The following is a 17728-nucleotide window of genomic DNA, read 5'->3' on the forward strand; positions in this document are numbered from 1 at the left end:
TAGTCATATTCATAGCGCCATTTTATTAATATCTCTCAACAGCTTATGTATCGCATCGATTCTTTTCGTGTATTTTGACAAACACATTCCCCTCCTTGTTCGTTAAGGTCTGCAGCGCCGGCACGTCAAACCTCGGCCTTCAATGGGCTCCTGCGGTCGCGAGGCGTTGTTGCATAAATCAGGCGCGTCCCGGTGACGTTTACACACAACACGCCGATGCGAAGCCCCTGCTAACAATTTGGGTTCCTGTGTAGATTCTCGATTTTTGCCGAGAAGATACGCAGGGACACAAGCAAGGCGCGCGATCCAAAGACGCGCTACCGCGTCGGGAACTGGTCGCCCCACAACATTGGACTGACTGACCGCATGGCGAATCTCGCAGTCCGAAATCCGTTCGCGTTCCTGAGACCGTGAACATGGCTGCTACCTTGTCCTCACATTCGATTTATGCAACACCGCCTATCGCGACTACAGTGTTGTGGGACTTAAAAATAATTCAGGATCAATTTCCAGATAATTAAGGTAAACCATTGAAATCACCGAAAATGACATTAATTGACGTTTATTTATTCCCAAATATTCATCGCCTATTCGAAGATTTATTCAATCTGGATATTTTTAAATGAAATGCACTCAGATATGGGGAGCTATATCTTGACGACTGCAGGCTTCGGCGAAGTTACGACACGCGTCGACCGGTCGCCTGTACGTGCCCGTCTTTCAGTGCTGTTAGTTCGCTGCTGTATCTCATGCGAAATGTATTGTCCGCGCGGAGATTATGCGCCGAGTAAAGTCGGTGAAATTTAAAAACGGAAAAAGCCGCAATTACCGGCGGGCGGACTGATCTGAAAAGCAACCCTCCAGATTCGGAGAGTTTCGAGGCGCGCGCCGGAGCGCGGAGGGGCGGTACAGAAACAAAAAACCGCCCGAAGGCGGTTGCAGATAGCCCGGCTGATCAGCGCACCCAGTGACAGACGCGATGATGATGGTCCCAGTGGCATACCTGGTGCGGATGGGCCTGCGCCATCCCGGGCGCCAAGGCCGCAAAGGCGACGGCCGTAACCAGACTCACAAGCAGCAGGGCTTTCGCTTTCTTCATCTCGCTTCTCCAGCTGATGATCGTGGTGATCATTGTCATGACGATTGTCGCCACGACGGCCATCACATCTCTGAATGTCTCGCCTAATGACGTCGACAGTGGGTTGCATCTATCAATATTTGACAGACGCATCGGTCAGGTTAGGCGTGTTGCGCGAATGCGATGATCAGCGCGGAGATCGACGCAGAGATCACAAAAAGCGCTACGGCTATTGATAAATTGTCAGGAATTTTCATCTTTGAATAACGGCAGTCGGCCCGTCGGAACATTACGTCCACTTCGGCGGCGATATGATTAACAATCGCAAAACCGGCTAATGCCATTTTTATAGATTGCAAAATCCATAACTTGACATGCTCGAGCGCCGCAATCCGGCTATAGAGACATGGAAGATGGATCTGGGCGTGCCGTTCCGTCTATGCGCGATTTCGCATATGAGACTGCGAACCCGCACGCCGCTTCCTCCAATTCCGAAATGCGTCTGTTACGATCGCAACTCCACAACTGGGGAAAGCCAATGGCAAATATCTTGGAAGGGACCGCTCAAAATCACGCGTCGGCTTGGATCAAAGCGGGGCTCGAAAGCGGATCGATCAAGCTTCAGGGGCCGGCGAATGGCGGTGAGCCGGCAGGCAAAGGAAAAGAAGGCGCTGAGTACCTCGCCACTCTTTTCGAGGAAGTGGTTACTCGCATGACTGGCAAGACTTCCGGTCGATAACTCGCGATCTATGGGCTAAGGGGCCTTTCGGCTCCTTTTTGCCGCCCCCTGCCGCCACTCGCGCCCCGAACCGGGAAGGATGCAAGTGGCAATCTCAGCATGGGCGGCTGCCGGTGTTTTCGAAGCTGCGCCACCGCCGGCTGGGCGCATTGAAGCTCCCAGCTAATCAGCGGGGCTTGTCCCATTCGCCGAAGGGGCGCGCCAGAAGCGGCAGCAGTTCAAGCCGTACCGTCATCTCGTCGCCATCGTCGATCGGCTCGAGCTCGTCGCGGCATTCCCTCAGGACCTGCCAGCCGTCCAACTCGAAGCCGTGGCCGGCGGGTATGCCATCAGCCGTAAGGCCGTACGCCTCAATGGATGCGAGGATGCGCAGTTGGAACCCGCCCCAATGCCCGTCGTCAGTGACAGTGCTGCGAACCGCCTCCCAGCCGATGCACCGGGCTGCAAGGCGCACACGTTCATCTTGGGCTTCAGCGGACCAATCGAAGGTCTGCGTCCAGTCGATCGCTTCGAGGCGTTCCGTGATCTCGACGCATGTTAAGCAAACCGGCTCGCTGTTAAGTTGTCCGGCTTGCTTAACACTCGGGCGACCGCGCTTGACAGTTTTCGTGGCTTCGTTGATCTCCGGCAATCCGGCGCGGCGGTAGCGCTTCAGCCGAGCGTCTGATGCTTCGACATTTACCTGCGAGCCTTCTGTGACAATCCTTCCGGCTTTTTTCCACTGCCCCACGGCAGCGCGTGTAACGCTCAGTCGGCGGGCATATTCAGCTTGAGAAACCAGTGTCATGTGTCAACCTATGTAAAGCGTCAAGAGGATTTCAAAGTTTGTAGCTGGGGGAAACTGTCCGTTGTTATCCCAACTGGCAATCACACGCTGTCTGAGCTTCAGGAACAGGCAACTTGCCGCGCGAAGTTGATCCTCGACTTGCTGCGCGAGACAGCACTGCAACCGCCGGACTTGACTGGAAGTTCGAGCGACGCGGCTCTCGACATCTGGAAGAAACTGGGTAGTTGAGCAATGCCGCGGAGCCTGGCCGGCCACGTTGGCGCCGCGGCTCGTAGCCGTCATTGAGAGGGCGGCCCGCATCACGCGATCGTTACCGATGCCGCCGGCAGAGTTGCAGAGGTCCCCGTGACGCGCACTGCGTGGCCGCTTGCCACGAGCTGTTCGGCTTCGTACGCTGGCACGTCCAGGCGGGTTCCCGGCTTCAGATACGTGCCGCGGTCGTTGGACGGAGTGATCGAATGACCGCTAGCGACTTCGATGGTCACGAGTCGCGCGAGATCGGTAACGTGGCTTGTGCTGGGCGAGGGGTCGCCGTCGACAGCGAGGACAGCGAAGCCGGCTTTCACCGGGTGTTCTGCTTCATGCGGCGGCACTTCAACGCGCTCGCCCGGACCATAGAAGCGCGGGATCGTAACGTCGGACCCGTGCGTCGTTCCTGCCAACAACTGCGTCGCGTCGGATGGTGCGACCTGCAGCGACGGTTATCGTCACGTGCTTTTCTGTCGTCATGTTGATGCTCCTTGATCAGTTGATACCGCGGTTCAGACGTCGAGGCCTGCGGCCCGAAATCCGCGCGCAGCGATTTCGACCGCTTCGTCGATCAGCGCGTCGTTGTCCATCCAGTCGGGCGCGGCCAGAATCGGCGCGTGCTCCAGATACGGCTCAACTGCAGCCCAGACACCTGGCTGCATCCCGTATGCGCCGCGACTCGGCGTCGGTGTGCGATCCGAGCGATTCCACGGAATGGGCAGGCGCTCTTTGCGGATGCGACCGAGCAGGGCTTCACCAGGCAGAGTGCGAACTGCATCCGGTGGACTGATCTTGCGGATTAGGCGGTCGGCCGCGACCAACTCAGCTACGATCGGCCCAAGTGCATTGGCGGCTTCGACGTAGCGGTCGATCGCAGCTTCGCGTTGCTTTTCCAGTTCAGCCGTTGCGAGTGCGCGGCGCTGGCTGACAAGCTCCACGATCTCGGCCTCGATCTCGGCACAACGCCGCTCGATAATCTCCAGTCCCGCGCGCGCTGCATCGGCGGCAATCTGCAACTGCTTTCCGGCTTTCTCTGCCGCGGCAAGCTCGGCATCAGGTGGTAGGAGGTTCAAATCCTCTCGCCCCGACCAAAGAAATCAAGGCCTCACAAGCAGCATTGCTTGTGAGGCCTTTTTCATGTGCGCATCGCCCGGCCGCAGATGCAGTCGCGTGACTGCATCTGCGCGAGCAGTATCCCGAAGAACCGCCGACTGAAATCTGCCGCCGTCTGGCGCTATTGCATCCCTTCATGATGTAATGGCTCACACGACACGCTCAACGATCCGGGTGTTCCATTTACTTACCAGTTCGATACGCGCGCCTCGCCTGGCGCCCGAATGACGATCCACGACACAGGGCGCCAGCATGCTCACCGACGAATTCGTTGATGTCAACGAACTTGCCCTTCGGCTCCATGCGACGCAACTGCCAAGCGCACGCAGATTCCCTATATTTTGCGTGTGACAAGTTGCACAACGCGCGAGCAATCCTGACGGACCTTCACGCGTCCAGTGGTCGGTGCCGACGATTTGCTCTGCATCCCTAACGATGTTCGACTCGTCATACACGGAGCCAGTTCACAAGGAGCAGCTGACTCTTCCAGCAGACCGTGCGAGCCGACCGCAATACCGTACGCAGACCTAACCTCTCCGTCGACACAATAGAGAAGCGCTGGATACCGAGTACCTCTCCAGTCTTCACGACAGCGCAATCTGCAACTGGCACAAATCGTCGCGTTGCAGGCAGTTCCACGTCATGTCGTCGAATACTTTGGAGTAAGCCGCTTACTTCAATTTCCGATCATCGCATGGCGGATGAGGCGCAGCGCAACCTCAACGGTCTTCCGCCAACGCCTTCAAATGAGCTTCGCCAGCGTCTTTGGCGGCGGCGCGTGTTTCGTAGGTGCCGTCCGAAACGAGCGAGCGCTTCACGTCGCGGTTCGCGAAATCGACGAGTGTGATGACCCAGACATAGTAGCCAGTCTGCTCGGCTGTTTGTACGAAAGCCTGCACGTCGCCTTTTTTCTCCGCATTCATCGTGATCTCCTGAGAAAAGTCGCGCGAACAGATTGCGCGAAAAGAGCAGTTAAGTTATCGATGGGCGAATTATGGGAGTCGACCGATAATCGAGCCGATTTCGTCTTTCGAGAAAGCACGCAGCGTTTGCGTGCGCACATTGCCTGCAGAACCCAGCGCGAAACCGAAGGTGGTCAAGCTTTTTTCGTCAGGCGCCTCGATCACCGCGACAATGTCGTATTGACCTAGCGTCCAGTAGACCTGCTTCATTTCACAGCCAAAGCTTTTCGCCAGCTCCGCAACCTGCCCGGCTCGCTGCGGGCTGTTTTTGATCGTGCGAATGCCCTGATCGGTAAATTGCGCCAGAACCACATAAGTCACCATAATGATTCCCCTTGCGACTGAATCGTTGGACCCGGATACGCGACCCGGCACCGCAAGCGCTATTCGCCGTACTTTTGGGCCGTCTCGCGTAAACTGATTCTAGGCAATGCATTCGCCCGCAACGCGTTGTTTGTCTGAATCCGATGATGTGCTGCGACGCGATCTGCTGGAATGCGGCGTGCTTGCATGCACGTAGACTGCGATGCGGAGGTGTGACCGTGACTGATTTCACGGAGGCCCGGCAACGAATGGTCGAACGGCAAATCGTTCGCCGTGGCATCTGTAATCCTGATGTACTGGCCGCGATGCGCCAGGTGCCTCGCGAGGAGTTCGTGCCCGTCGAGCTTCGCGAATTTGCGTACGACGATATACCGCTACCGATAGGCAACGAGCAGACCATCTCGCAGCCCGCCATCGTCGCGTCGATGATCGAAGCCGCGGAGTTGAGGCCAGGCGACCGGGTCCTCGACGTCGGCACGGGTTCAGGCTATGCCGCTGCTGTGGCTGCAACGATCGCGGGGCACGTGCATTCGATCGAACGCCACGCCGAACTCGTCGACTCGGCTCGCGAAATCCTCGAGCGCCTGGCTATTTGCAACGTGACGGTTCATCTCGGCGACGGCACCATGGGCCTCGCGGAATACGCGCCGTATGACGCGATCATTGCGGCGGCCGGCGGCCCTCGCGTGCCAGCGGCATGGCGCGAGCAACTCGCTATCGGCGGCCGGATCGTGATGCCGCTGGGTCGCGATCTGCATTATCAACGGCTCATCAAGCTCGTGCGCCGCAACCAACAGGACTATGACCAGAGTTCGCTCGGCGAAGTGAGGTTCGTGCCGCTGGTCGGCGCGGACGGCTGGCCGGCCTAGCGGCGCGCGGACGAAGGAAACGCGCGCTCGCGTGGTTCGGGTCGACGTGCGCTATCGGTTCCGGTGAGCAAGCGATGCCGCTTAGCGCCGCACCGCCGCACCGTCGGACCATCATTCGGCCCCAAGCGCCACGAACCGCTCGAGATGATGGTCCTCATCACCAAGCTGATGATCGATCATCACGAGGCGCTTCGCATAATGGGCGAGCGGCAGTTCCCAGGTCATGCCGATCCCGCCATGCAGCTGGATGCATTCCTCTGCGACCCGCGTACCGATCCTGCCGATGCTGTATTTCGCCGCCGACACCGCGCGCTCCCGCACCTTGCGCCCGGCGCCGTCGAGCGCCGCGGCCGCGTTGATCACCGCCGAGCGCGCCTGTTCGATCTCGAGCAGCAAATCGGCCATCCGATGCTGCAACGCCTGGAAGCTACCGATCGGCACGCCGAACTGCTTGCGCGTGCGCAGATAGTCGAGCGTGTAGTCCTTCGCGACATCCATCGCGCCCAGAGCTTCCGCACACAACGCGAGCACGCCGCAGCTCACCGCATATTCGAGCGTCGCGAAGCCTTCGTCCGCTATGCCGAGCACCGCGTCGTCGCCGAGCGTGACATGGTCGAATGTCACTTCGGCCGCACGCCCGCCGTCGATCTTCCGATAGCCGCGCACGCTCACGCCCGCTGCATTCCGCGGCACGAGAAAGAGCGTGATGCCTGCGTCCGCATCGTCGGCCCCGCTCGTGCGTGCCGACACCAGCAGCCACGACGCATGCTCGCCCTGCTGAACCACGGCCTTCGCGCCGTTCAGTTGCCATGCGTCGCCGCTCTTTTGCGCGCGTGTCGTTACGCGAGCCAATTCGTAGTGACTGTCCGGCTCGCCATGCGCGAGCGCGACGATCCGCGAGCCGTCGATCAATTCGCCGAGCGCGGCTTTCTGCGCGTCATTGCCGCTCCTGGCGATGGCCCGGCCGACGATCAGCGTATCGAGAAACGGTTCGACCACGAGGCCGCGGCCGAGGCTCTCGAACACGACGGCGATATCGAAGCCACCGCCGCCGTAGCCGCCGTTTGCTTCATCGAACAGCGCGCCGGTCACGCCGAGTTCCGCAAAGCGGCCCCATAGCTCGGTACTGAAGCCTTGCGCGGAGCTCGCGATCCGGTCGCGCGTCTCGAAGCCATACTGTTCGCTGATAAAGCGGTTGAGCGAGTCCGCCAGCATGCGGCGGTCTTCGGTGTGCTGGAAGTTCATGACGTGCGCCTCTTACAGTCCCAGGATCATTTTGGAAATGATGTTCTTCTGGATTTCGTTCGAGCCGCCGAAGATCGACAGCTTGCGATTGTTGAAGTAGAGCGAAGCGGCGCTGGCCGCTTCGTCGGGGCCGACCGGCGTGCCGTCGAAACCGTCATGCAGCGCTTCCTCGATGAACGGCTGTGCGTACGCGCCCATCGCGCGGCGCGTGAGCGACGAGATTTCCTGACGGATCTCGGTGCCGCGAATCTTCAGCATCGAACTCTCGGCGCCGGGAACGCCGCCGCCCGCCACCGCCCCGATCACGCGCAGATTGGTGGTCTTCATGTTCTCAAGGTCGATTTCGACGCGCGCCATACGCGCCGCGAACGCCGGATCTTCGGCGAGCGGCCGGCCATTGCGCTGCTGTTTGGCGGCGATCTTGCGCAGCCGGTTGAACGCGGCGACCGAGAAGCCGACCCCCGCGATGTTGGTGCGCTCATACGTAAGCAGATACTTGGCGTAGGTCCAGCCCTTGTTCTCTTCGCCTACGAGGTTCGCGGCTGGCACACGGACGTCGGTGAAAAACACTTCGTTGACTTCGTGCTCGCCGTCGAGCGTAATGATCGGACGCACTTCGACCCCTGGCGTGTTCATCTCGATCAGCAGGAAGCTGATGCCTTCCTGCTTGCGCACGTCGGTGGCAGTGCGCACGAGGCAGAAGATCATGTTCGCGTAGTGACCGAGCGTGGTCCACGTCTTCTGACCGTTGACGATGTAGTGTTCGCCTTGCGCATCCGAGCCGCGCACCGCGGTGGTTTTGACCGACGCGAGATCGGAGCCCGCGCCCGGCTCCGAATAGCCCTGACACCACCAGTCGGAGCCGTCGAGAATACGCGGCAGCCAGTAGCGCTTTTGCGCTTCGCTGCCGTACTTGATCAGCACCGGGCCGAGCATGTTGACACCGAACGGCACCACGCGCGGCGCGCCGGCCAACGCGCATTCGTTCTCGAAGATGAATTTCTGCACTGCGTTCCAGCCCGGTCCGCCGTACTCTTTCGGCCAGTGATTGGCGAGCCAGCCCTGCGCATGCAGAATCGCGTGCCACTCGGCCATGTCGTCGCGGGTGAGGCGGCGCCCGCCATGCACCTTGTCGGCAAGACGTGGCGGCAGCCTGTCGCGCAAAAAGGCCTGCACGTCGGCGCGGAAGGCTTCTTCTTCAGGGGTGAAGTTCAGATCCATGGCGGGTTGTTCCGTAGATATTGAGCGGACCGGTGCGAGTAGATTGCCACCGGCCTGCATGCATTAACTGACTGGCTGTTTCGGCCGTCTGGTTCAGGCCGTCTGGTTCAGGCTCGCGAAGTCAGCGCCGCGTTCCACGAGGTCGATCAGCAGCGGCGACGCCTGCCAGAACAGCGGGTCTTCCTTCGCGAACTCGCGGATGTCGGCAAGAATCTTCGGCAGGCCGACCATGTCCGCGTATTTCATCGGACCACCGCGGTAACGCGGAAAACCATAGCCATACAGGAAGGTCACGTCGACGTCCAGCGGCCGCAGGGCGATGCCTTCGTGAACCACTTTGGCGCCCTCGTTGATCATCGCGGCCATGTAGCGGCGCACGATCTCTTCGTCGGTGAACGTGCGCGGCGTGATGCCCGCGCGTGCGCGCTCGGCCTCGATGATTGCCTCGACTTCCGGATCGGGCACGCCGCTGCGCGTTCCTTCGGGGTACAGATAAAAGCCGCGTCCAGTCTTCTGGCCGAACCAGCCGCGCTCGCACAGCCGGTCGGCGATCTGCACGTAGCGTGCCGCGGGATTGCGAGTGGCCGCGCGCCGCTTGCGCGCGGCCCAGCCGATGTCACCGCCCGCCAGGTCGACGACCTGGAACGGCCCCATCGGGAAGCCGAACGCGCGCACTGCCGCGTCGATCTGATACGGCGACGCGCCGTCTTCCATCATCGCGTCGGCGGCGCTGCGATACACGGCGAGTACGCGGTTGCCGATGAAGCCGTCGCACACGCCCGCGCGCACCGGCGTCTTCTTCAGCTTCTTCGCGAGTTCGAACGCGGTGGCGACCACGTCCGCGCTGACCTGCTTCGGCACCACCACCTCCAGCAGCTTCATGATGTTGGCGGGGGAGAAGAAGTGCAGGCCGATCACGTCGGCGGGGCGCGAGATGCTGGCGGCGATCGCGTCGATGTCGAGATACGACGTGTTGGTCGCGAGCACCGCGCCCGCCTTGCAGACGCGATCGAGTTCGGCGAACACGGCCTGCTTCACCGCGAGATCTTCGAACACGGCCTCGATCACGAGGTCGGCGTCGGTGAGCGCATCGTACGACGTGCTGCCACTCCAGCGCGTCATGATCTCGGCCTTCTTCTGCTGGCTCAGACGGCCCTTGGCGATCAGCCCGTCGTAGACTTTTTCGATGTGCGCACGCCCGCGTGCGAGCGACGCGTCGTCACGCTCGATCATGGTGACCGGCAGGCCCGCGTCGAGCGCCGCGACCGCGATGCCCGCGCCCATCGTGCCGCCGCCCACCACGCCGATGCGCTCGAGCGTGCGCGGTTTCGCGGTGCGCGTTTCGGGCGCCTTGAGCACTTCGCGCTCGGCAAAGAACGCGTGAACCAGGCCGGCGCGCTGCGGGCTGTCGATGCATTGCAGGAACAGCTTGCGTTCGATCCGCAGGCCTTCGTCGAAAGGCTGTTCGATCGCGGCCTCGACTGCATCGACGATCTTCAGCGGCGAGAACAGGCCGCGCGACTTCTGCGCGGTTTGCGCACGCGCCGTGGCGACAGCGGCGAGGCTCGCGGCGCGCTCGCCGAGCGCGGCCGCGTCACACGTGCGGCGCACCGGCGCGTGAGCGGCCAGCAGTTCGTGCACGTACGCGAGTCCTTCGGCGAGGATGTCGCCGCTGCTGCCGAGACGGTCGACGAGGCCCAGCGCTAGCGCTTCTTGCGCGCCGGCGTGACGGCCGCTGAGGATCAGATCGAGCGCGGCCTGCGCGCCGATCAGGCGCGGCGTGCGCTGCGTGCCCCCCGCGCCGGGCAGCAGGCCGAGCTGCACTTCGGGCAAGCCGAGCCTGGCGCCGTCGACCGCGACCCGGTAGTGCGCCGCGAGCGCCACTTCCAGTCCGCCGCCGAGCGCGGCGCCATGAATCGCAGCCACCACCGGCTTCGTGCACGCTTCGATGCGGTTGCATACGTCCGGCAACGAGGGCGGCACCGGCGGCTTGCCGAACTCGCGAATATCCGCGCCGCCGATGAAATTGCGCCCCGCGCCGACGAGCAACACGGCCTGGACGGCGGCATCGGCGTCGGCGGCATCAATGGCGGCGAGCAGGCCGCGCCGCACATCGGCGGACAGCGCATTGACCGGCGCATGATCGATGGTCACGAGCAGCACCTTGCCGCGCAATTCGCGCGTGACAACTTCGGCCGAAGAATTGAGGGTCATCTGTCGTCTCCTGACTTTTATGGGGGCAAGCGGGCATGCCGGGTCTGGCGAATGATCGGATTGTGGGCCGGTCAAGGTTCGTTGACAATTACATGGAAGATTGACAGACTGTCAAAATTATTTTGACAAAGGCGACGTCATGGACGTCAATTCCTTGACCTTGCTGGTGGACATCCTCGACGCTGGCAACCTGAGCGAAGCCGCGCGCCGGCTGAAAATGAGCCGCGCGAACGTGAGCTATCACCTGAACCAGCTGGAGCGTTCGATCGGGCTGCAACTGGTCAGACGCACCACGCGCCGCGTCGAGCCGACCGAGATCGGTCTGCAGCTATACGAACACGGCCGCACGATCCAGAACGCGCTGCTCGCGGCGCGCGAGTCGGTCGCGTCGCTCGGGCAAAGCCTGCAGGGGCGCGTGCGCCTGAGCGTGCCGAGCGGCTATGGGCAGCTGGTGATGTCCGACTGGTTGATCGCGTTCAAGCGGCTTTATCCCGGCATCGTGCTCGACGTGATGTTCGAAAACCGCGTCGAGGATCTGATGCGCGATGAAGTCGATATCGCGGTGCGGGTGATGTCGGAGCCGCCGCAAAATCTGGTCGCCCGCGACATGGGGCCGGTGAGCTACGTGGCGTGCGCGTCGCCGGCTTTTGCCGACACCCACGGCATGCCTGCGAAGCTCGACGATCTGCGCACGGCGCCGCTCATCACGGCGGCCGTGGTCGGCCGGCAATTGCGGGTGGCCGCCTATCTGCGCGACGAGCGGCACGAAGTGCTGCTGGAACCGGCAATTATTTCGGAGAACTTTCTATTCTTGCGTCAGGCGGTGCTCGCCGGGCTGGGGGTGGGGCTGGTGCCCGACTACGTAGTGCAGGACGATCTGCGGCGGGGAGACGTCGTGACCGCGCTCGACGAATGGCGCTTGAGCATTTTCGGCACGCACATGTACATGCTCTATATGCCGAACCGGCATCACACGCGCGCCGCGGCGACCTTTATCGAGTTCATGTTGCAGCAGGCGCGAGGATCGGGGCGTGGGGTGTCGAGCGCGTGACCGTTCGCGTGCTACGATGCTCTGCTTACCGCAGCCAACATCGGAGACATCGATGCGTCCGGAGACTGCCGCACGTTTCGACGAACAGTTCGCGCCTCGCATCGCCGAGGCCATCGCCGCCTGTTTTCCTATCACTGTGCATACCGAAGTGCTGCCGTACGGCGGGCTGGGGCATCCCACGCGCGTGCGCATTCATGCCGCGCCGCTCGGAACGCTGGGCCACTATGCGCATCCCTTGAATCTATACCTGACCTGGGACAGCGACGAAATCGAAAGACTGATGGGCGAGCATGGGCAGACGCGTTTCGCCAACTATCTCGCCGCGCTGCCACGCAAGCTGGCCGCGTGGACCCACGCACGCGAACTGGATTTTCTGTCGCATACGCAGGGAGAGCCCGTGGCATTGATCGGCGGGCTCGATTTCGAGTCGTAGGCGCTGCGCGGAACACCAGGCAGGTCTAAGCACCGACCGCCGCGCAAAGCGGCGCGAGCGACGCACGCAGCCGCTTGCGACGGCTTGCGACGGCTTGCGACGGTTATCGTGACCAGAGCTAGAGTGGCGGCAGAACCTCAGCCACCCAACGCCGGATCGCTCATGCTGCTGTTGCCGGTTTCCACGTGCCCTGCGAAGCGCCACACGAATGCCGGGCCCGTATCGACCGTGATTGCGAGGTCGTACCAGCCGTACGCATTGCGCAAATCCAGATAGAGCGGTTCGGTATCGCCGCCGCGCACCGACTGGCGCATCACGTTGCCCGCGTCGTACGTGTTGGCGATCGTGAACTGGCAACGCGCGCTGCCCACGTTCTCGAGCCGCAATTGCAGATTGCCATTCGAGACGTCGTAACCTTCGGCGACGTCAGGCCGCGCGCTGTCCGATCCGTTCCACCAGTTGCGGGCGACCGCCTTGCCCGCGAAGCGCCGCAGAAAGCCGTTGGGGCCGTAGACGGTGAAGTCGTAGGTGCCGTCGGCGTTCAACGGCAACTGGTCCTGCAGCCGCTTGCCGGCTTCGACGGTATAGGTGCGCGGCGCGTCGGCGCTGTGCGCGGCATACACGAGGAACACCGCGCCGGCGCGGCCCGTGTTGACGAAGCGCATCGTCAGGTGATTGGCGGAACCTTCGCCGTGCACGCGCACGAACAGCTCGTACGGCAGCGCGCGTGCGGGGCGTACGCCGGGCTCCTGCTTCGGTACCGCCTGGACGGCGGGCGGCAGCGGCACGTAATCCGGATGACGGTTCTGGTCGGCCGGCACATAAGCGCTCGTGCCTGGCAGCGTCGGGAATAGATCGTTCGGATTGCTGAAGTTGAACGCCGACATCAGGTCGCCGCACACCGCGCGACGCCACGGTGTGATGTTCGATTCGCCGAGCTTGTGCTGCTCTGCGAAGCGCTTCCCGATGAAACGGATCACCGACGTATGGTCGAACACCTCCGAACACACGTACCCGCCTTTCGACCACGGCGAGACCACCAGCATCGGCACGCGCGGTCCGAGTCCGTACGGACCGGCTGCCGTTTTCGCATCGCCCGGATAGATTTCGTGGCTGGCGTCGACAGTGGACAGACCGTTGGCGCCGGAAGCTGCCGCGAACGGCGGCGAGACGTGATCGAAGAAGCCGTCGTTCTCGTCGTAATTGATCAGCAGCACCGTCTTGCTCCATACGTCGGGATTCGACGTGAGGATCTGCAAGACCTGATCGATGTACCACGCGCCGTAGTTCGACGGCCAGTTCGGGTGCTCCGAATACGCTTCGGGCGCGACGATCCACGAGACTTGCGGCAGCGCGTTGTTCTGCACGTCGCGCTTGAGGATGTCGAAGTAGCCGTCGCCTTTCGCCGCGTTGGTGCCGGTACGTGCGTTGTCGTACAGCGGATTGCCGGGCTGCGCGTTGCGATACTGGTTGAAGTAGAGCAGCGAATTGTCGCCGTAGTTGCCGATGTACGGGTTCTGCGTCCACCCCCACGAGCCGTTGGCGTCGAGCCCGGTGCCGATGTCCTGATAGATCTTCCACGAGATGCCCGCGTTTTGCAGCACCTCCGGATAGGTGGACCAGCCGTAGCCGAGTTCCGAATTGTCGATCACCGGACCGCCGCCACTGCCGTCGTTGCCGACCCAGCCGCTCCACATGTAGTAACGGTTCGGGTCCGTCGGACCCATCAGCGAGCAGTGGTACGCGTCGCAAATCGTGAACGCGTCGGCGAGCTGATAGTGAAACGGGATGTCGTCGCGCGTGAGATAGGCCATCGTCGTCGCGCTCTTGGCGGGCACCCATTGATCATTGCGCCCGCCATTCCAGGCCGCGTGCGTGCTGCCCCAGTCGTGCGCGAGATCCTGCAGGAATTGCAGGCCGAGGTTCGGCGCGGTGGGGCGGAACGGCAGCACATAACCGGCATCCGCCGCGAGCGGCTGATACCACACCGGCTTGCCGTTGGGCAGATTGATCGCGCGTGTGTCGCCGAACCCGCGCACGCCTTTGAGCGTGCCGAAGTAGTGGTCGAACGAGCGGTTTTCCTGCATCAGCACGACGATGTGTTCGACGTCGCGAATCGAGCCGGTCCGGTTGTTGGCCGGAATCGCGAGCGCGTTGCGAATGCCCATCGGCAACATGCTCAACGCGGTGGCGGAGCCGGTTGCATGCACGGCGGTGCGTAGAAAATCACGGCGATTTTTTAAGGTCATGGTTTCGGCTTTGGATCTTCGGTTGACGAGCGATACACAGGGCGCGCGAACAGCAACCGCGCGTCGCGTGCGGTGTGGAACTCACTCCACGGTGTGGATGATGGGAGTAGCGAGCGGCGTCGACGCGGCGGCGGACAGCGTTGCGTCGGCGCCCGATGCGGGCAGTGCCGGGGTTCGAATCGTGAGCGCGGCAGGCGCGGGCGCGCCCAGCGATGGATTCGCCGGCAGAACTGCGGGCGTGTTGCTGTGGTCGGCGGGGCTATGGGTCGAGCTGAGCGTGCTCGGGTGCGCTGCGTCGTCGTCGTTGCCGCATGCGCTGATCAGTGTGCATAGCGACACGGCGATCAATGCGCCTGTCAAACGTTTGCACTGCAAAGCAGGAGCGGGCTTCGACACAACGGACATGACAATGCCTCCGGCACGAGGAAGGTGCGCCAGGGCATCCGTGTGCCGAGGTCAGCGATGCGGCAGCATAGTCGCTTACCCGTGTAATTTTTATGAAGAAATTGTGGGCAATGGCAAAGACGTCGATGCTGGCGGTGGCCATCGTCAGCGTTGGATAAAAAACTGCGCCGGCATGGCGCAGTCATACAGCGATTCAACTCGGCGTTGCGCGTCAGGTTTGTGACGCAATGAAGGCTGCGATCGCATCGTTCAACTTGTCCGGCACGTCGCGATGCGGCGAGTGTCCGCAAGCGTCGAGCTTGACGAGTCGCGCGTGCGGTACGTGCTGGGCGATCGTGTCGATCTGCGCCATCGTGCCGTAGTTGTCGTCGTGGCCTTGTATCGCGAGCAGCGGCTCCCGGATGGCCGCGAGTTCCCCCACAATGGACCACTGCCTGAATGCCGGATTCAACCAGATGTCGTTCCAGCCATAGAATGCGGAATCGACGTCGGCATGATAGCGGCCGAGCTTGTTGCGCAGGTCGGTGGTCTCATAGAGTTGCTTCGTCTGCGCGATGCTTTGCACCGAGATGTCTTCGACGAAAACGTGCGGTGCAATCGTCACTGCGCCCGCCAGCGCGCCGGCATGCCGCGCCGCGTACAGCAGCGCGATCGAGCCGCCGTCGCTATGACCGATCAGCCACGTGCGCTGGCGTGCCGGCATGTCGATATCGAGTGCATCGAGCAAAGCGGGCAGGACATCGCACGCTTGGTGCGCCATGAAATCGACCGGCCATTTGACGCCGTGCGCGCGTGGCGTCGACAGTCCGTAGCCGGGTCGCGAGTAGACGAGCCCGCGCATGCCGAGCCGCTCGCACAACGCTTGCGGCCAGTCGCGCCACATTGCGATCGAGCCGAGCCCTTCGTGCAGGAACACGGCGATCCGCGTGTCGGCCCTGGTATCGGCCGCTGCGTCGTTGATCCAGCGATATTCGATGCGCAACGGTCCGCGCGATGCGGTAGCTGGCAACTCAGCGAAGTCGCTGGCGATGGTGGCGGAGTTCTGCATGACTTACCTTATGACTGTTCGCGCAATTTGAAGCGTTGAATCTTGCCGGTGGCGGTTTTCGGCAGATCGTCGACGAACACGATATCGCGCGGATACTTGTGCGGTGCGAGCCGGTCCTTGACGAACGCCTTCAACTCCTGCGCGAGTATCTCAGATGGTGCGAAGTCTTGCTTCAAGACGATGAACGCACGCGTCTTGACGAGGCCCGCGTGCTCGACGCCGACCACCGCCGCCTCGAGCACCGCGTCGTGCTGCACGAGCACCATTTCGACTTCGACCGGCGACACATACTGGCCACTGACTTTCAGCATGTCGTCGCTGCGGCCCGCATAGACGTAGCAGCCGTTGGCCAACCGGCGATACTTGTCGCCGCTTCGAATCCATTCGCCGAGAAACGTCGCACGCGACTTCTCGCGGTTGCTCCAGTACATCAGCGCCGCGCTCGGCCCCTTGATGTACAGATCGCCGACTTCGCCATCGGGCACCGGACCACCGGCTTCGTCGCGCAGCTCGACCTCGTAGCCGGGCACGGGACGGCCGGTCGTGCCGTACTCGACCGCGCCCGCGCGATTCGACAGGAAGATATGCAGCATTTCTGTGGAGCCGATGCCGTCGAGAATCTCGGCGCCGAAGTGCGCGGTGAAGCGCTCGCCGATCTCGCGAGGCAAGGCTTCGCCCGCCGACGCGCACACGCGTATCGCGACATCGGCACGCGCGGGCAGGTTCGGCGATACCAGCATGCTCGCGTACAGCGTGGGCACGCCATAAAAAACGGTTGGCCGATGCCGCACGAGGCGCGCGAAAATCGCGTCGGCGGTGGGGCGCTCCGCCATCAGCACCGTGGTCGCGCCGACCGATAGCGGGAACGTCAGCGCGTTGCCGAGACCGTATGCAAAGAACAGCTTGGCGGCCGAGAACACCACGTCGTCTTCGGCAATGCCCAGCACCGGCTTCGCGTACAACTCGGCGGTCCAGTACAGATTCGCATGCGTGTGGACCGTGCCTTTCGGCTTGCCGGTCGAGCCCGACGAATACAGCCAGAACGCAATGTCGTCGCAACTGCTCGCGCAGCCCTTGACGGCCGGCGCGGCGGCGTCGATCAGCTGTTCGAGCCGCCGCGCGGCCGGCGACGCGTCTGCGGATGCCTGCGAGACGATCAACTGGCAACCGTCGTGTTCGGCGGTATCCAGCGCCTGCGTGACGTTCGCCAATAACGCATCCGACGCGATCACCGCCCGCGCATGGCTATGCGTGAGCATGTACACGTAATCGGCGGCGGTGAGCAGCGTGTTGGCGACCACCGGCACGACACCCGCATATAGCGCGCCGAGAAAAGCGGTCGGCAGCGCAACGGTATCGAGCATCACCAGCAGCACGCGCTCTTCGGGATGCATGCCGAGCGTGCGCAGCACAGTCGCGAAGCGCCGTGCGCGTTGCTCGAGTTCGGCGTAAGTGGTGGTGCCCGTATCGTCGATATAGGCGATCTTGCCGGCTCGCGCTTCATTCAGCGCAAACACATGGGCGGCGAAATTGAATAGCGGGGGCGGCGGCGTGACCGGCGCGGCGGGTTGACTTGCAGCGGTGTCCAGCAGGGCTTCCATATGTCTCCTCCGTCAGTGGGGCGGTCCGGCTGTTTTGTGCTCGTGAACCGCGCAATGCTTGCTGCTCGCCGCGTGCCGCTAGGGAAGCGCTGATTAATGGACCAACTGACCGAGTTGCAGCCGAGAGGGCGTCGAATTTT

18 protein-coding genes are annotated in these 17728 nt (G+C 62.3%); 4 read left to right on the forward strand and 14 right to left on the reverse strand.

Annotated features, from left to right (window positions below; all coding sequences use genetic code 11):
- Positions 1-955: 955 nt before the first annotated feature.
- Both BN2475_RS08640 and BN2475_RS08645 read right to left on the reverse strand, forming a co-directional pair.
- A complete protein-coding gene (locus BN2475_RS08640; RefSeq protein ID WP_143325751.1) occupies positions 956-1138 on the reverse strand; it encodes an HHHH-motif protein in 183 nt (60 codons plus the stop codon).
- Between the two features lie 101 nt (positions 1139-1239).
- Positions 1240-1422: a hypothetical protein gene (locus BN2475_RS08645; protein ID WP_094779128.1), complete on the reverse strand. Its 183-nt coding sequence runs from the start codon at positions 1420-1422 to the stop codon at positions 1240-1242.
- A 194-nt stretch (positions 1423-1616) separates the two neighbouring features.
- On the opposite strand from BN2475_RS08645, the gene BN2475_RS08650 reads away from it, so the two are divergent.
- On the forward strand, positions 1617-1817 hold the full coding sequence (locus BN2475_RS08650; protein WP_094779129.1) for a hypothetical protein: 201 nt from the start codon (positions 1617-1619) through the stop codon (positions 1815-1817).
- Positions 1818-1983: 166 nt separating this feature from the next.
- On the opposite strand, the gene BN2475_RS08655 is transcribed toward BN2475_RS08650, so the two are convergent.
- The 5 genes from BN2475_RS08655 to BN2475_RS08680 form a co-directional block, all read right to left on the reverse strand.
- Positions 1984-2604 (reverse strand): hypothetical protein, encoded by a 621-nt coding sequence (locus BN2475_RS08655; protein ID WP_094779130.1) that lies wholly within the window; start codon positions 2602-2604, stop codon positions 1984-1986.
- Positions 2605-2903: 299 nt separating this feature from the next.
- The gene (locus tag BN2475_RS08665) at positions 2904-3269 is read right to left on the reverse strand and encodes a hypothetical protein (RefSeq protein WP_143325752.1); all 366 of its coding nucleotides are present in this window, start codon (positions 3267-3269) and stop codon (positions 2904-2906) included.
- Between the two features lie 96 nt (positions 3270-3365).
- Complete coding sequence (locus BN2475_RS08670; RefSeq protein WP_094779133.1) at positions 3366-3869, reverse strand: hypothetical protein; 504 nt, start codon at positions 3867-3869, stop codon at positions 3366-3368.
- 816 nt (positions 3870-4685) lie between these two features.
- The gene (locus BN2475_RS08675) at positions 4686-4889 is read right to left on the reverse strand and encodes a hypothetical protein (RefSeq protein ID WP_094779134.1); all 204 of its coding nucleotides are present in this window, start codon (positions 4887-4889) and stop codon (positions 4686-4688) included.
- A gap of 69 nt (positions 4890-4958) precedes the next feature.
- The gene (locus BN2475_RS08680; RefSeq protein ID WP_094779135.1) at positions 4959-5252 is read right to left on the reverse strand and encodes a GYD domain-containing protein; all 294 of its coding nucleotides are present in this window, start codon (positions 5250-5252) and stop codon (positions 4959-4961) included.
- Between the two features lie 218 nt (positions 5253-5470).
- Here BN2475_RS08680 and BN2475_RS08685 point away from each other — a divergent pair, with 218 nt between their 5' ends.
- On the forward strand, positions 5471-6121 hold the full coding sequence (locus tag BN2475_RS08685; protein ID WP_094779147.1) for a protein-L-isoaspartate(D-aspartate) O-methyltransferase: 651 nt from the start codon (positions 5471-5473) through the stop codon (positions 6119-6121).
- A 111-nt stretch (positions 6122-6232) separates the two neighbouring features.
- Here BN2475_RS08685 and BN2475_RS08690 read toward each other — a convergent pair whose 3' ends face one another.
- The 3 genes from BN2475_RS08690 to BN2475_RS08700 all read right to left on the reverse strand — a co-directional run bounded on the left by BN2475_RS08690 (position 6233) and on the right by BN2475_RS08700 (position 10801).
- Positions 6233-7366 carry an acyl-CoA dehydrogenase family protein gene (locus tag BN2475_RS08690; RefSeq protein WP_094779136.1) on the reverse strand — a complete coding sequence of 378 codons (1134 nt, stop codon included), beginning with the start codon at positions 7364-7366 and terminating at the stop codon, positions 6233-6235.
- A gap of 12 nt (positions 7367-7378) precedes the next feature.
- The gene (locus tag BN2475_RS08695; RefSeq protein ID WP_094779137.1) at positions 7379-8587 is read right to left on the reverse strand and encodes an acyl-CoA dehydrogenase family protein; all 1209 of its coding nucleotides are present in this window, start codon (positions 8585-8587) and stop codon (positions 7379-7381) included.
- A 93-nt stretch (positions 8588-8680) separates the two neighbouring features.
- On the reverse strand, positions 8681-10801 hold the full coding sequence (locus BN2475_RS08700) for a 3-hydroxyacyl-CoA dehydrogenase NAD-binding domain-containing protein (protein WP_094779138.1): 2121 nt from the start codon (positions 10799-10801) through the stop codon (positions 8681-8683).
- A gap of 139 nt (positions 10802-10940) precedes the next feature.
- On the opposite strand from BN2475_RS08700, the gene BN2475_RS08705 reads away from it, so the two are divergent.
- Both BN2475_RS08705 and BN2475_RS08710 read left to right on the forward strand, forming a co-directional pair.
- Entirely contained in the window at positions 10941-11852 is a 912-nt protein-coding gene (locus tag BN2475_RS08705; protein ID WP_094779139.1) for a LysR family transcriptional regulator, read from the forward strand.
- Positions 11853-11904: 52 nt separating this feature from the next.
- Complete coding sequence (locus BN2475_RS08710; RefSeq protein ID WP_094779140.1) at positions 11905-12285, forward strand: DUF5594 family protein; 381 nt, start codon at positions 11905-11907, stop codon at positions 12283-12285.
- Positions 12286-12422: 137 nt separating this feature from the next.
- Here BN2475_RS08710 and BN2475_RS08715 read toward each other — a convergent pair whose 3' ends face one another.
- The 4 genes from BN2475_RS08715 to BN2475_RS08730 all read right to left on the reverse strand — a co-directional run bounded on the left by BN2475_RS08715 (position 12423) and on the right by BN2475_RS08730 (position 17588).
- Positions 12423-14534, reverse strand: coding sequence for a phosphocholine-specific phospholipase C (locus tag BN2475_RS08715; RefSeq protein WP_094779141.1), 2112 nt, complete (start codon positions 14532-14534; stop codon positions 12423-12425).
- A gap of 81 nt (positions 14535-14615) precedes the next feature.
- Positions 14616-14939: a hypothetical protein gene (locus BN2475_RS08720; protein WP_094779142.1), complete on the reverse strand. Its 324-nt coding sequence runs from the start codon at positions 14937-14939 to the stop codon at positions 14616-14618.
- A gap of 211 nt (positions 14940-15150) precedes the next feature.
- On the reverse strand, positions 15151-15987 hold the full coding sequence (locus tag BN2475_RS08725) for an alpha/beta fold hydrolase (protein WP_094779143.1): 837 nt from the start codon (positions 15985-15987) through the stop codon (positions 15151-15153).
- Positions 15988-15995: 8 nt separating this feature from the next.
- Positions 15996-17588, reverse strand: a complete 1593-nt coding sequence (locus BN2475_RS08730; protein WP_094779144.1) for a benzoate-CoA ligase family protein — start codon at positions 17586-17588, stop codon at positions 15996-15998.
- Between the last annotated feature and the right edge of the window lie 140 nt (positions 17589-17728).

This window comes from Paraburkholderia ribeironis (genome assembly GCF_900019265.1).
In the GTDB taxonomy this organism is placed as follows: domain Bacteria; phylum Pseudomonadota; class Gammaproteobacteria; order Burkholderiales; family Burkholderiaceae; genus Paraburkholderia; species Paraburkholderia ribeironis.

What these genes read in the sequence shown, in the direction of transcription:
- BN2475_RS08640 (WP_143325751.1), bottom strand. Translation starts at nt 1,138, where the DNA reads ATGACAATGATCACCACGATCATCAGCTGGAGAAGCGAGATGAAGAAA.
- BN2475_RS08645 (WP_094779128.1), bottom strand. Translation starts at nt 1,422, where the DNA reads ATGGCATTAGCCGGTTTTGCGATTGTTAATCATATCGCCGCCGAAGTG.
- BN2475_RS08650 (WP_094779129.1), top strand. Translation starts at nt 1,617, where the DNA reads ATGGCAAATATCTTGGAAGGGACCGCTCAAAATCACGCGTCGGCTTGG.
- BN2475_RS08655 (WP_094779130.1), bottom strand. Translation starts at nt 2,604, where the DNA reads ATGACACTGGTTTCTCAAGCTGAATATGCCCGCCGACTGAGCGTTACA.
- BN2475_RS08675 (WP_094779134.1), bottom strand. Translation starts at nt 4,889, where the DNA reads ATGAATGCGGAGAAAAAAGGCGACGTGCAGGCTTTCGTACAAACAGCC.
- BN2475_RS08680 (WP_094779135.1), bottom strand. Translation starts at nt 5,252, where the DNA reads ATGGTGACTTATGTGGTTCTGGCGCAATTTACCGATCAGGGCATTCGC.
- BN2475_RS08690 (WP_094779136.1), bottom strand. Translation starts at nt 7,366, where the DNA reads ATGAACTTCCAGCACACCGAAGACCGCCGCATGCTGGCGGACTCGCTC.
- BN2475_RS08695 (WP_094779137.1), bottom strand. Translation starts at nt 8,587, where the DNA reads ATGGATCTGAACTTCACCCCTGAAGAAGAAGCCTTCCGCGCCGACGTG.
- BN2475_RS08700 (WP_094779138.1), bottom strand. Translation starts at nt 10,801, where the DNA reads ATGACCCTCAATTCTTCGGCCGAAGTTGTCACGCGCGAATTGCGCGGC.
- BN2475_RS08705 (WP_094779139.1), top strand. Translation starts at nt 10,941, where the DNA reads ATGGACGTCAATTCCTTGACCTTGCTGGTGGACATCCTCGACGCTGGC.
- BN2475_RS08710 (WP_094779140.1), top strand. Translation starts at nt 11,905, where the DNA reads ATGCGTCCGGAGACTGCCGCACGTTTCGACGAACAGTTCGCGCCTCGC.
- BN2475_RS08715 (WP_094779141.1), bottom strand. Translation starts at nt 14,534, where the DNA reads ATGACCTTAAAAAATCGCCGTGATTTTCTACGCACCGCCGTGCATGCA.
- BN2475_RS08720 (WP_094779142.1), bottom strand. Translation starts at nt 14,939, where the DNA reads ATGTCCGTTGTGTCGAAGCCCGCTCCTGCTTTGCAGTGCAAACGTTTG.
- BN2475_RS08725 (WP_094779143.1), bottom strand. Translation starts at nt 15,987, where the DNA reads ATGCAGAACTCCGCCACCATCGCCAGCGACTTCGCTGAGTTGCCAGCT.
- BN2475_RS08730 (WP_094779144.1), bottom strand. Translation starts at nt 17,588, where the DNA reads ATGGAAGCCCTGCTGGACACCGCTGCAAGTCAACCCGCCGCGCCGGTC.